The 12644-nt window shown below is 29.7% G+C and carries 19 protein-coding genes and 1 pseudogene; 9 read left to right on the top strand and 11 right to left on the bottom strand.

What is annotated here, in order from left to right; translation table 11 throughout:
* Window positions 1-9 precede the first annotated feature (9 nt).
* The 3 genes from AAA453_RS12085 to AAA453_RS12075 all read left to right on the top strand — a co-directional run bounded on the left by AAA453_RS12085 (window position 10) and on the right by AAA453_RS12075 (window position 1893).
* Window positions 10-504, top strand: a complete 495-nt coding sequence (locus AAA453_RS12085) for a TspO/MBR family protein (RefSeq protein WP_427705174.1) — start codon at window positions 10-12, stop codon at window positions 502-504.
* A gap of 267 nt (window positions 505-771) precedes the next feature.
* Window positions 772-1581, top strand: coding sequence for an alpha/beta hydrolase (locus AAA453_RS12080; protein WP_427705172.1), 810 nt, complete (start codon window positions 772-774; stop codon window positions 1579-1581).
* A 129-nt stretch (window positions 1582-1710) separates the two neighbouring features.
* Window positions 1711-1893 (top strand): hypothetical protein, encoded by a 183-nt coding sequence (locus AAA453_RS12075; protein ID WP_427705169.1) that lies wholly within the window; start codon window positions 1711-1713, stop codon window positions 1891-1893.
* Between the two features lie 97 nt (window positions 1894-1990).
* Here the strand turns inward: AAA453_RS12075 and AAA453_RS12070 are convergent, their stop codons facing one another.
* Complete coding sequence (locus tag AAA453_RS12070; RefSeq protein ID WP_069833371.1) at window positions 1991-2191, bottom strand: helix-turn-helix domain-containing protein; 201 nt, start codon at window positions 2189-2191, stop codon at window positions 1991-1993.
* A gap of 194 nt (window positions 2192-2385) precedes the next feature.
* Between AAA453_RS12070 and AAA453_RS12065 the strand changes: the two genes are divergently transcribed.
* Both AAA453_RS12065 and AAA453_RS12060 read left to right on the top strand, forming a co-directional pair.
* Entirely contained in the window at window positions 2386-2772 is a 387-nt protein-coding gene (locus AAA453_RS12065) for a VOC family protein (RefSeq protein WP_427705167.1), read from the top strand.
* Window positions 2773-2861: 89 nt separating this feature from the next.
* On the top strand, window positions 2862-3299 hold the full coding sequence (locus AAA453_RS12060) for a GNAT family N-acetyltransferase (protein ID WP_285322806.1): 438 nt from the start codon (window positions 2862-2864) through the stop codon (window positions 3297-3299).
* Window positions 3300-3580: 281 nt separating this feature from the next.
* On the opposite strand, the gene vraX (AAA453_RS12055) is transcribed toward AAA453_RS12060, so the two are convergent.
* Window positions 3581-3748 (bottom strand): C1q-binding complement inhibitor VraX, encoded by a 168-nt coding sequence (gene vraX, locus AAA453_RS12055; protein WP_002508212.1) that lies wholly within the window; start codon window positions 3746-3748, stop codon window positions 3581-3583.
* Window positions 3749-4414: 666 nt separating this feature from the next.
* On the opposite strand from vraX (AAA453_RS12055), the gene AAA453_RS12050 reads away from it, so the two are divergent.
* Window positions 4415-4645, top strand: coding sequence for a hypothetical protein (locus AAA453_RS12050; RefSeq protein ID WP_021339902.1), 231 nt, complete (start codon window positions 4415-4417; stop codon window positions 4643-4645).
* 94 nt (window positions 4646-4739) lie between these two features.
* On the opposite strand, the gene vraX (AAA453_RS12045) is transcribed toward AAA453_RS12050, so the two are convergent.
* The 6 genes from vraX (AAA453_RS12045) to tsaT all read right to left on the bottom strand — a co-directional run bounded on the left by vraX (AAA453_RS12045) (window position 4740) and on the right by tsaT (window position 8211).
* Window positions 4740-4916 carry a C1q-binding complement inhibitor VraX gene (vraX, locus tag AAA453_RS12045; protein WP_176721528.1) on the bottom strand — a complete coding sequence of 59 codons (177 nt, stop codon included), beginning with the start codon at window positions 4914-4916 and terminating at the stop codon, window positions 4740-4742.
* A gap of 213 nt (window positions 4917-5129) precedes the next feature.
* A complete protein-coding gene (locus AAA453_RS12040; protein WP_256092403.1) occupies window positions 5130-5264 on the bottom strand; it encodes a hypothetical protein in 135 nt (44 codons plus the stop codon).
* Window positions 5265-5425: 161 nt separating this feature from the next.
* Window positions 5426-6388, bottom strand: coding sequence for an arsenic resistance protein (locus AAA453_RS12035; RefSeq protein WP_069832999.1), 963 nt, complete (start codon window positions 6386-6388; stop codon window positions 5426-5428).
* 579 nt (window positions 6389-6967) lie between these two features.
* Window positions 6968-7102 (bottom strand): hypothetical protein, encoded by a 135-nt coding sequence (locus AAA453_RS12030; RefSeq protein ID WP_256092404.1) that lies wholly within the window; start codon window positions 7100-7102, stop codon window positions 6968-6970.
* Between the two features lie 144 nt (window positions 7103-7246).
* A complete protein-coding gene (locus AAA453_RS12025) occupies window positions 7247-7495 on the bottom strand; it encodes a hypothetical protein (RefSeq protein ID WP_057512786.1) in 249 nt (82 codons plus the stop codon).
* Window positions 7496-8028: 533 nt separating this feature from the next.
* On the bottom strand, window positions 8029-8211 hold the full coding sequence (gene tsaT / locus AAA453_RS12020; RefSeq protein ID WP_057512784.1) for a type II toxin-antitoxin system toxin TsaT: 183 nt from the start codon (window positions 8209-8211) through the stop codon (window positions 8029-8031).
* Window positions 8212-8505: 294 nt separating this feature from the next.
* Between tsaT and AAA453_RS12015 the strand changes: the two genes are divergently transcribed.
* The 3 genes from AAA453_RS12015 to AAA453_RS12005 all read left to right on the top strand — a co-directional run bounded on the left by AAA453_RS12015 (window position 8506) and on the right by AAA453_RS12005 (window position 9918).
* The gene (locus AAA453_RS12015; protein WP_427707068.1) at window positions 8506-9000 is read left to right on the top strand and encodes a hypothetical protein; all 495 of its coding nucleotides are present in this window, start codon (window positions 8506-8508) and stop codon (window positions 8998-9000) included.
* 68 nt (window positions 9001-9068) lie between these two features.
* A complete protein-coding gene (locus AAA453_RS12010) occupies window positions 9069-9275 on the top strand; it encodes a TM2 domain-containing protein (RefSeq protein ID WP_069817954.1) in 207 nt (68 codons plus the stop codon).
* A 427-nt stretch (window positions 9276-9702) separates the two neighbouring features.
* Entirely contained in the window at window positions 9703-9918 is a 216-nt protein-coding gene (locus AAA453_RS12005) for a sterile alpha motif-like domain-containing protein (protein ID WP_069817955.1), read from the top strand.
* A gap of 14 nt (window positions 9919-9932) precedes the next feature.
* Here AAA453_RS12005 and AAA453_RS12000 read toward each other — a convergent pair whose 3' ends face one another.
* The 3 genes and pseudogenes from AAA453_RS12000 to AAA453_RS11990 form a co-directional block, all read right to left on the bottom strand.
* A complete protein-coding gene (locus tag AAA453_RS12000; RefSeq protein ID WP_427705165.1) occupies window positions 9933-10169 on the bottom strand; it encodes a hypothetical protein in 237 nt (78 codons plus the stop codon).
* A 560-nt stretch (window positions 10170-10729) separates the two neighbouring features.
* A pseudogene (locus tag AAA453_RS11995) lies at window positions 10730-10900 on the bottom strand (IS5/IS1182 family transposase); the annotation flags it as partial.
* A gap of 445 nt (window positions 10901-11345) precedes the next feature.
* On the bottom strand, window positions 11346-12641 hold the full coding sequence (locus AAA453_RS11990; RefSeq protein WP_069817956.1) for a CitMHS family transporter: 1296 nt from the start codon (window positions 12639-12641) through the stop codon (window positions 11346-11348).
* Window positions 12642-12644 lie beyond the last annotated feature (3 nt).

The raw sequence follows: 12644 nt of genomic DNA, 5'->3' as shown, positions 1-12644 counted from the left end.
GAAATAATAATGGAAATGATAAAAATATTAACGAGAACATTATTACCTTTTGTGGGCGGCAATATTATAGGTAAAATTACTGCAAAAGAAGCGCCAAAAGATTATGGTAAATTTGAAAAACCACCGTATTCTCCACCACGATATGCGTTTCCTATTGTTTGGCCAATATTATATTTATGTATGGGCGTAGCTTATAATTTGGTTAAAGGTAACGGAACAAATACCAAAGCAGCAACTGTTACGCATTATACTCAGCTTAGTTTGAATTTTCTGTGGTCATTACTGTATTTTAAAAAGAAAGTAAGGGGCATCGCCTTGATTGAGAGTTTTATTTTATTAATAGCAGTAACGACTAACGTTGTTGTATTTTTTAAAAACAAACCTATTTCAGGTATCTTGCTTTTCCCTTATGTTATTTGGTCTAGTTATGCCAGCTATTTAAATACTGGCAATTGGTTGCTAAATAAAGATAACCCAGAGTATTCAAATGGTCTCTGTAAATAAGATTTTAATTCAAAGTGTCAACAAAGTTTCTGACTTTGTTGGCATTTTTTATTCATATACTTTTATATATCATGAAAGATGAGATACCATGGTTGAAATTTAAATATATTTATCTTTATTAATATAAAATATATTAGAAAATTAGGGGTATAGATATAATATATTAATGCTCATACGGAAGTGAATAACCAAATAGTCATTTTGATTTAGAGAGCCGTTAGAATAAAATTGTTGAGGCGAAATAATTTAAATGAAAAGGTGGATTTTATGAATTATATAAAATATTTAAATTCTCAAGACAATACCCGAATTTATACTAAGATTAATGATGTTGAAAACGCACAAGCAAATATTATTGTAGTACATGGCTTAGGAGAACATTTAGATCGCTATGATGAATTAACAATGCATTTAAATTCAAATAGATTCAATGTCATCCGATATGATCAACGTGGGCATGGACGCTCGGAAGGTCCTCAAACGTATTATAATAATATGAATGAAATAGTGGAGGATCTATCAACAGTTATTAATTACGTGAAATCAAATTTTGAGGGCAAATTATATTTGGTTGGCCATAGTATGGGAGGATATACAGTGACATTATTTGGCACACAATATCCAAATGCAGTAGATGGGATAATCACTTCGGGAGCGTTAACACGTTATAATATTAAATTATTTGGTGAGCCAGATAGAAGTATGTCTCCACATGAATATATAGAAAATGCATTAGGTGATGGATTATGTTCTGACCAAACAGTTGTTGAAAAGTATAAATTAGATGATTTAATTGCTGAAAAAATATCCATGGGGCTCGTTTATACAATACTTGATGGTGTTGAGTATTTAAAAAATAACGCAAAGCAGTTCAAGGATAATATATTAATCTTACATGGTAAAGAAGACGGTTTAGTTAGCTATAAGGACTCAATTCAATTATATGATGAAATAGGCTCTGAGCATAAATCTATTCATATTTATGACGGGTTACAACACGAAATATTTAACGAATCTTCTTATAACAAAAGTATATTTAATGAAATTGTAGATTGGCTAAATTATGAACTAAAATAGTTTTAGAATTTTAAGTATACATCGATATTAGTGTTTCATGCTTTATTAACTATTATGAAATGTTTGTTTTGAACTATTGAACATTTTACAATAGATGGTAGAAGTCATGATTATGGAGGAAATTTATTTATGATGATAAAAACATTACACATGCAATATGAAGAGGGTTTTGAAGCTTTCGATGAACGTGTAAACGAATTCCTACAAGAAGTTAATGATAAGCAACACTGGGAGCTTGTGAGCGTTACACCATCTGTTACGAATAGTATAGAAGGCGTAGATTATTTTATTACGATTGTATTTAAAAAATAAAGTGGAAAACGATTATCGTTTTCCACTTTATTATAACTAAGTCAACTATATGAATTTCAGTCCCTTAATGCGTACTTAGTTTAATATCGTAGTATTATTATGCATTAAATGTTTGTTTAGAAACATTAAAATAATCTGCGAGAATAGCAACATCGTTCTCTGAAACACTACGGTATCCATTTTCCCAATCCCAAATCTGGCAAATTCTAAAATCTTTGTCATAGTTATTATTTAAATTGATAACTAATTTGGAGATACTTAAATTATATTTTTCGCGTAATTCATTTAGTACTTTCACAATTAATCACTCCCAAACGAGTTGTAATAAAATCCGTATATAATTGTAGTATACACACTACTTATTTTCAAATTAGTGAACTTATAAAGGCGTTATCATATACTGGTATTATGCAAATTAGCTTGCTAAATAAGAGAAGCATTAAAATGTATTAATAATATAAAATTCGAAAAAGAGAGATAAGGTGGATTCATATGAAAATTATTGCTATGAGTATTTTTGTTGATAATCAAGATAAAGCAAAACAATTTTACACAGAAAAATTAGGGTTTGAACTGAAACACGATATTGAAATGGGTGGAGAATTTAAATGGTTGACCGTAAAAGAAAATAACTCTAATAATCCAGTTGAAATAGTGTTAGAACCTAATGTGAGTGAGATTGCTAAAAATTATCAAGAAGGTTTATATAGTGCTAGTATACCCGTAACTATGTTTGGGGTTGAAAATATGGAAGCATCACATGAGCGTTTAGTTAATTTAGGTGTCGAATTTCATACTGAGCCTAAGGAAGTTGATGGCACTAAACTTGCGATTATAAATGATACTTGTGGTAACTTAATTCAGCTTATAGAACAATAATATACGTAGGAACAGACTGTAACCAACTACTGAACTATTATCGTTAATATGAATTTAGTTTATTTTCTAAGAATTATAGGAGGTGTTTTATGGAATTAGTAGTTAAACGGACAAAAGATCTATCAAATATTGAACTATTACATATTTTAGAAGAAAGAATAAAAGTATTCGTAGTAGAGCAAAAATGTGCATACCAAGAAATAGATAAAGACGATGAAGAAGCGTTACATATCATGTTGAAGGACGAAAACCACATTGCTGCATACACACGTATTGTAGATCGCCAGTCGCATATTAGCTTCGGAAGGGTGCTAGTGGCACAAAACTATAGAATGCGAGGCTACGGACGTAATATTGTGCAGAAAACAATAGATATTATAAATGAAAAATATAATGGATCATTAATCAGCATTTCCGGACAAGCCTATTTAAAATCATTTTATGAATCATTTGGTTTTAAAGGTGTTTCTGATATTTATTTAGAAGACAATATTCCTCATATTACATTCGAAATGATAGCAAGATAATAAGTAGGTTTAATAAACGAAGTGCATTGGAACCGTTTTAAATTAAGACAAACCTGATTAGATAGATTTTAAAAAAAGTAGCTTCCAAAATGGAAACTACTTTTTTAATTTAACTAGGATTTTACCCAGATGTAATTTAGTTCTATTTGAACTCATCGTCTTTACAATAAAATCATTTAGAAAACCGTTCTTTTCAAACAAATGTGATAGCCCCTTAATGTTTATGAGAACGTCTATAGTCGATACACACTAAATTAAATGTATATTGTTAAGCTCCTGATTTATTGTTTTTTCATTTTATCAATATCTTGAGAAACTAACATTAATAATTCTTCAGTTTCAGAGTCCGTTAAATCATCAGAACCTTTAATTCTAATAACAGAACCTTTATCTGTTTTGACATGGTAAATAGGCTCGTCATCTTTATAAACTTTACGTAGTACTTCCATTTCATCACCCTTTTTTATCTGAAACAATTCTATGTAATTAGTAACACATAATGGTTAAAAATAAAGAATTGAGTTGTTATCATAACTTGCAATTATTTTTATAAAATAAATTGCTAGTTATTAATGCTTTAACTATAGGATAACTTTTTGTTGGATTCATTTCCAACAGTATGATTAATTTTATTTAAATTTATTAATATTTACATATATCGCTATATTCTTTATTGATAAATCAATTATAAGTTTAAATAAATAATTTGAGAACGATTTACAAAATTTAGTTATTTAGGTTTTTATTATATAAAAGCGGGTAAATATAACTAAGCACAAGAAGTCCTCCAAACTTTAGTGTGGAATATATTTTCGATTCGAGATTTCGAGGCTGGGACATATCACATGTCTTAGCCTCAGTTTTTTATATTGGCAGTGGCTGACTGAATTGAAAATGCGCTTATATCAAGCTTTTAAAGAACTACTACTTCATTTATGAAGACAAGTAGTTCTTATGCAAGCGCTGAAGCGCTTGTATTCCATTTTACAGTAGCTGTGCCGGGGTGGGACGACGAAATTTTATTAGAAAAATTAGATTTCTGTCCCACTCCCATTTCTTTTATAATGGCGATAAGTTATATTAATAGTATCATTTAAATTAAAAGGATGTAAAAGATGAAGTTACTCAATATACTATCATTGGTTTGTAGCATATTTATAGCATTGATAATTGTTTATGGTGTGATTATGATGGTTGGTGATGCCATGGGTATTACAACTTTTAATGGTCAATTACTGATTGTAGGGCTATCATTAGTCTTACTTAGTGGATTAGTAGGAAAGCAAAAACCTAGATTATCTATGCTTATATTATTTGTAGGTTTTATTATAGTTGTTATGAATTAATATATATAAAGATACAGTCCAATAAGTTGAATTAAATTCAATTTATTGGACTGTATTTTATTTGAATAAATACGAGTGGTGTATAGCTTACCCATTATTCAATATTATTTTTTAATTTCTCATCCATATCTTTAGCAACGGCAGTTAATAAGTGAGTTATTTCCGTTTTATTCGATGTGTCATCAGTTTTGACTTTAATTAATAGACCTAAATTTGTCTTTATATGATAAATAGGTGCCTTATTTTCATATACTTTTCTTAAAATTTGCATCTTATCACCTCATCAAATAGAAATACGAAAGTGCAAGAAAGGGGAAACCAAAAACTTTCTAGTGTAAAATGTTACCTAATGGTTATATTAAAGCATTTTCGATTAAATAGGAAATAATTGGATTTTAAAAAGACTGAGCAATGTGTATATGAACTCAGCCTAGCTTTATCTATTTCTAAAATGATTTGATAGAATTGCAGTGTTAAACAATGATTAAAATTGATCGTTTGTTCTATCTTCTTCAACAATATATTCATCTGTTCCGTAATCAGTAGATGTACTTAATATAGATTTTACTAATAGTGCAAATGAAACAACACCTAATAAGACTAATGCAATTTTTTTCATAACATCAAGCTCCTCTTTGTTAGATAGTTTACCATACAGCAATCCGAACAAACGAATATATATGATTAATTTGAGAATATTATTAATAATTATACCAAAAAAATGAATTGCTCAATATATAAATGAGGGGATTTGAGATACAAATTTTCAATTTTAGCTGTTTATTTTATAATCTTTGGAAGAACTTTAATGTAAACAAGTTCACCGATGAGTTCGGTTAATGTTTGAGTAATAATGACCGTTGTAGTGATGGTTACCCAATGATCTGGTAAGGAAAGAGCGAGGGGTAACACCACCAATGCGTTTCTTGTACTAGAACTGAAAGCTAATGTTCTTATATTTGGAATATCTAAACGAAATAACTTTCCACAAAAAAAGCCTATTATAGGTGCAATAATCATAAAACAGATATAAATGGGTACAACACTTAATACAATATTTAAATCATTTGTGATTTTGTTTATTTGTGAACCTACGACTGAAAAAAGCACAAGTGACATGAAGAGTTCCGGTAACCATGCAGTAAGATTTAAGACGCGATTTATAGAGCTAGATTTTTTACTGAGCAGTTGTAATAATAATGCCAGTATTAATGGGATAATGATGAATGTGAAAAAAGCATTAATAAATGGTCCTATATCAATGATTGATAATATTTCATTATGTAAAAAAATAGTGAAATAAAGGGGCAGTAGAATAATTTGTAATACAAATAATATAGGTGTAGAAATAAGCATATACTGCGCATTTCCTTTGCCTAATGCAGTGAAGACGATAACGTAATCAATACACGGTGTTAACAGTACAAGATAAAGTCCAATTAATATTGGAGCAGAACTAACATCAAATAGTTGTATCAAGGCATAAACAAAGATAGGTATGATTATAAAGTTAGATAAAATTAAGGCAATTATATATTTCATGTTAAAAAGGTTTTGGCGAATATTGAAAAAAGGAATTTGTGAAAACATGCTAAACATTAAAATGCCAATAAAAATTGAGATCACAGACTCTAGAAAAACAGAAAATATTTGTGATGTTAAACCAGCTAACATACCCAGTATAAGTGCTACAAAATATATATAAATTTGATAATGTTCAATTTTACTTTTAAAGTGTTGCATAATGACCTCGCTTTTAGAAAATAAATACACATTAATTATAACTTAATGTGCTGCGCTATGAAATTTAATATACGCATTTGACGATATAATAAGTTTTTGTTTGTATTGGCAACTTTTATTTTGATATAATAACCAAGGCATGTCTTAGGGCATGATAGAATTTAACGGAGATGGGTTTTCTACGTGTCCTTTGACATGTGAAGATTCATAACTCCCGTTATAGTCAAAAGCCCCTTTAATTAGGGGTTTTTTAAATGGTCAGCAAAGCCTTATGGGTTTTGTTGTTTTTTTAATTTTTAATCTCCAAACAGAGGATGAGACAAAATACATGTCTCATCCTCAATTATTAAATTGGTAGTGGCTGACTGAATTGAAAAAGCGCTTCAGCTCTTGTATTTCATTTTAAAGTCAGCTTTGCCGGGCCAGGTTCATACGACGAAATCTTGCTAAAAAAAGATTTCTGTCCTATTCCCAAAATACTATTATGTTTTTAAAGTAAAAAGTTTAAATTTTAACATAAAAAAGCTCATAATCGCTAAGCTAAATCAATAGCGATTATGAGTACAGTTAATTTACATATTAAGATTTTTGTTTATCTTGTATGCTAACTTTATTTTCGACCTTTTCGTCAGTTGAGTTGTCTACACTTAATAATAACGCTCGTACTATAAGTGCCCCAGTAACTAGTAAAAGTAAATTTTTGAATAATTTCATAATTATCACTCACCCGTCTTTATTAAAACGACTTAAATATCACAACACATTTTTAATGCGTAATTGTCTTATTTATATAATACCCTTTCTACAATATTGTAAATAAAATTTCACACACATTGTAGAAAGGGCTTGGCCTAAAAATTAAATGTCGATGATTTTAAGTTGTGATTGTGTTTCATTAATTTCTATTTTTAGATTTTTACTATTATTTTCTACAGTAGTGCTAATCACTTCACCATTTTGTATAGAAAAATGGACTTGGCTTAAGATACCCATTGCATAGTCATTGATTGGACTAACTAGTGAAATAGAATTGGCATCTTCCTGTATTACAAATTGTTTCTGACTTTGATTAATAACCTCCCATTGAGGTAAGTATGTTAACTTCAAAATCAACCCTCCTAATTTTTATTTTTCAAAAGTTATTATTTAATTTACATTATAAACTATATTGCTGAAAATGGTATTAAACACAACTGAAAGTAAATGTGACTCATTTAGTTAAAATGTTAATTACAGGGAATAAGAATATTGAAGAAATTGTTTAATAGAGGTGATGTTATGAATATTTTGATAGGAATAATATTAAGTCTTGTATTCGCATTTTTAGGAACAATGCCATTTTTATTTATAAATACGAGGTTGCACGAAAATGTTAACCATTCAAGTGAAGAGGTTCGTCATGAGAAAAGGAGAGCGTATAAACGCTTTATATACTTTTTTATTTTAGGAATTGCTATGTTAACAATTTATCATTTTCTTACTGATTAATTACGATTACATCCGATTTATTTCAAAAATTTAGTTTTGTAATTGTACATGTAATTTAGGTTTACAATTTTATGAGAAATTAAAAAAGTCCTGACCACGACATAAAATAATCTTTAAAGGATTATTCGCGTTGTGATTAGGACTTAATTTGATTAACTGAATATAATTGAGCATAAAATACCAGCGACACCTAAAAGGATCAACATAAATGTTGCTCCAAGTAATGATTCTTTAGCTTGCTGAGACTTTTTGTTTTTGTAAGTGATGAGTAACACGATACCACAAACTAGAAAAACTAATGATAACCAGAATATAATCATGAAATGTAGACTCAAAGCACTAGACCTCCTTTAATATAAAAGTTAAATTGCCAATGATTTAAGACATAATATAATTGCTTTTTGTAATTTTAAATGTAGTAAATATAATTTTTTATTATAACATTATCAGTTTATCACTAAATACTTAACAGCAATAGTGTAAATATTGATATACAATATATTGAGTCACAATTAAATGGATGAACAACGTTTGATTAATTAAAAGTTTCAAAAGTTAAAATTAGGAAAGATAATACTATACAATTTAAATAATGATTTTCTGAAAGGGGTGGTTAGACATTGGAAAACATGAATGTGAACTTACAAGAAACTAAAGAAGCAGTTAATAGTTTAAAGACCAAGAATTTCTCTGATAATAAACGACAATATGATGAAACTGAAGCCAAAATTATAAAACAAAAAGACTATATACGAAATAAGCTAATGCCTGATAACAAACAAGAAGATGAACGTATCAAAGAAATAGCGAGTAAACTTAGTTCGCATATACAAGTAGCCTTTGATGAATTTGACAATGTGGATAAAGTTATTGATTATTTAATGCCGACTTTTCAACGGGGCAAAGTTGATAAAGTATATGGTCGTGCATTATTACTTATGGAAGAAAATACAATGATTGAGCAAGTGAAAGCACACTTTGATGATTCTAAAATAAAAGCTAAATTGATGGACTATATTTTGACTGAATTAATAGAGTTAAGTAATGAAATTATGCCAAATGAATATAGTGAAATTTTGACAATTGAGCGGTCGTATTTTGAACTATTATATAACCATAATTAATATTATTTAATTAATTAAGTAGTTTGATGTATAATGAAATTAAATTAAATAAGCGAGGAGATTTAACTATGAATGAAGTAAATAAAGTGATTTACATTGTATTAGCAGTGTTTCTAGGTAGCTTTGGTATTCATAAATTCTACGCTAGAAAAACAGGCGTAGGGATTTTATACTTAATATTTTGTTGGACAGGTATTCCTCAAATATTAGCAATTATTGGTGCTATCCTTACGTTATTGAAACCAGCTGATCAGAACGGTAATGTTTTAGTATAGGTATTATAAATATAATAAATCTGAGACGTGTATTTATGTCCTAGACTTTTTAAATGGCTGTTAGAATTCTACGGAAATCTAACAGCCATTTTTTCGTTCGAAAATATATGAGTTTACTGGACGTAAAACAGTGTTAACTGTAAGTTACGGCATATCATAAAAAGTCGCTATTTATCGTTTAAATTAAAAAAACGCCTACAAAATACACAGTTTTGTAGGCAGTTTATAATGTTTACTTTAAATTAAAAAAACTTTATAAAGTTTACATTTTCGAATTAAATATAGCTATAACAACAATTCTTTTTAATTTTTTAAATAATAAAAAGAATCGTGGTAGACAAATATCTTATATTTGATATGATTAGACAAAAGTAAGATATGGTAAATCATGTAACGATTAAAAATATATAAAATCGAGGTAATGCTTATGACATTTTATGATTTTGTAATTAGTTTTATAGAAGACGATACACCACTTGGACAACTCGCTCACAAAATTAAAAGGGATAATAACTTCCCTAAAGATGCAACTGGCTATAATGAATTAAACTCGTATTTTTATAGTAATTATATAGATCATGAAATGTTAGCTTCTGCTAAACGGGCGCTGAGTTTATATCTTAATAATATAAGCATAGCCTAAATATATTTAGCAATCTATGTTTCGTAATACCAGTTTTGTTTGTTTAAGGCATCTTTAATATCTTTTGTTTTAAAATTAATTTCATTATTTCTAATAGAGTATGGTTCAAGTATACTTTGAGCCATCCATGAATTAATAAGCTCTCTAGGTAATCCATCTAATTCCATATCAGTCTTACTGACGACAAAGCATTCCCAATCAAGTGAAACTTTCGAAGGATTAATATAATTACACTCTTTGAGCTGATTCATAAATAACACTCCTTAATATTGTAAATCCGACATTAAGTTTTACCCATGTATGAGATGGGTGAAACGATAATTGTGAAATAAATGAAATTTAATCATATTTTGTAGCCATATAATTTTAAAGTTAATAAACAAGTAATTCAAATAAATAATGCTTGATGACGTGTAACGCAATGGGTTATGCGTTTTCTTTTTATATACCCGCTTTTTAGTGTGTGTTAATCAAAAAATATAAATATTACTAAATAAAAAAACTGGAAGCACTCAAAAGAGTGTTTTCAGTCATAGCGTTGAAAAAATTTACGATTTTATGGGCAGCTTTTTGTGCATGCTTTCCGCGGGCACAGCCTCAGCCTGTAGTCTTCGACTAGTGCTTTCCCGCAGGAGTCAGCCCAAATCACTGCCATTTTTAAACAAAAACAAAACGATAGATTATTCATTGATTGAACTTATATAAAGGCCAATATAGATACTAATGAAGGTAAATGAATTAATTACAAAGATTATATCAACGAAAAAATATAAAAATAAACCAAATGCTTTGATAGCAATTGGTTTATCTACATTTTAGGGTGATAAGAGGATGTACCATTTAAGTGATTGAATTCGTAGAATTCTGTTTCTGGAATTGTTTTAATAATTTGATTAACTGCATGTGCGATATCATTGTTAGGGATTAAAGTTTCAGTTTCCATTGGTAGTGTTAGCTGAGTCATATTGTAATTTTTATACATAAGACACTTCGTTTTAAAGTTATGTTAGGTTAACTTTATTATACGAAAGCGTCTTATTATTTTGTATAAATTTATATAATTGTACCGATTTTGTAAAGAGCTGACGCCTAGGGGAATAGTATGAGTCTGTAAAACAAATAATATCTCAACTCTATTGCTATATTGGCAGTAGATGACTGAAGTGAAAACGCGCATAATCTTAAGCTTGTTTCACTTCTAGTCATCTTTGCCGGGGTGGGACGACGAAATCTTATTAGAAAAATTAGATTTCTGTCCCACTCCCATACCCCAGGCAAGCATGCGCTTTCAAAATCGGAAGATTTTAACATAGAAAAGCAGCAATCCACTAGAAACTAATAGATTGCTGCTTTTAATTTGAGAATGGGATATTTATGTCCCAAGCTCTTTTAATTTCAAACGTTGTTATACGCGTCCAAAAATAATTCTACCAAGGTATAATACCTAGAATACAAGCGACTAGAATCATAAACAAACTAGATCCTATTGCCCATTTGATAACAATACGTTGGTTTTGTCCATATTCAATATCTAGCATACCAACCAGTAAGTAACCGGCAGCATACAATGGACTTAATACGTGAAGCGGTTGTCCTAATACTGAAGCTCTGGCCATATCTACTTTAGATATACCAAATTGTTGTGCTGATTCAGCAAGGATTGGTAATACGCCATAATAGAATGGATCATTAGCCATAAAGTAAGTGAATGGCCCGCTAAGTAGGGCAGTAATTAAAGCAAAGTGATTTCCTAAAGCATCAGGAATAATTTGCACTAATGTATTTGCCATTTCATCAACCATGTGTGTCCCATCCATAACACCTGTAAAGATACCAGATGCAAAAACAAGGCTGATTACTGATAGTACATCACCAGCATGTTTTTTAATTACTGAATTTTGAATACTTAGGTTTGGATAATTGAGTACGATTGCAACACCGAACCAAAGCATGAACATAACCGGAATCGGCATCAGTCCAATAACAAGGCAAACAATTAATGAAATCGTTAAAATTGCGTTTGGTATAAGCATTTTAGGTCTTTTTAATAATGACTCTTCTTTCGTATCTGTAGGTCTTACATCATCTAAATCAATATTTGTATTAGAAGTAATGTATTTTTTTGCACGTTTACCTAATATGTATGCTACGGCAAAAGCAAAAACGATACCTGCAATCATTGCAGGAATAATAGGTATGAAAACTTCCTCAGTGGTAACCTGTAAAGATGAAATTGCTCGTGCTGTCGGGCCACCCCAAGGTAACATGTTCATAACGCCAATTGATAGTAGTGCTAAGGTTGAAAGTGTATATAAGCTCATGCCAATTTTTTTATATAATGGCATCATTGCAGTTACAGTTATAATAAATGTAGTAGTGCCATCGCCATCTAACGCGACCATTGAAGCTAAGACAACAGTACCCATTGCAATTTTAACTGGATCCCCTTTAACTACTTTAATAATTCGATTAATGACAGGTTCGAATAACCCAGCATCGATCATAACTCCAAAATATAAAATGGCAAACGTGAGCATAATACCTGTTGGTGCAACTGTTTCAATGCCTTTGAGCATATATTCGCCAAGACCAGAGTAGAAACCGCCAATCAAAGCAAAAACAGTTGGTACAACAATTAATGCTGTTAATGCTGACATTTTACGTGACATGATTAATATCAAGAAAACGATAATCATAATGAAACCTAATAAAGCTAAATTCATATC

The sequence above is a fragment of the Staphylococcus parequorum genome, assembly GCF_039237145.1.
Classification (GTDB): domain Bacteria; phylum Bacillota; class Bacilli; order Staphylococcales; family Staphylococcaceae; genus Staphylococcus; species Staphylococcus equorum_A.
This window is presented reverse-complemented; position numbering and strand designations above follow the sequence as displayed.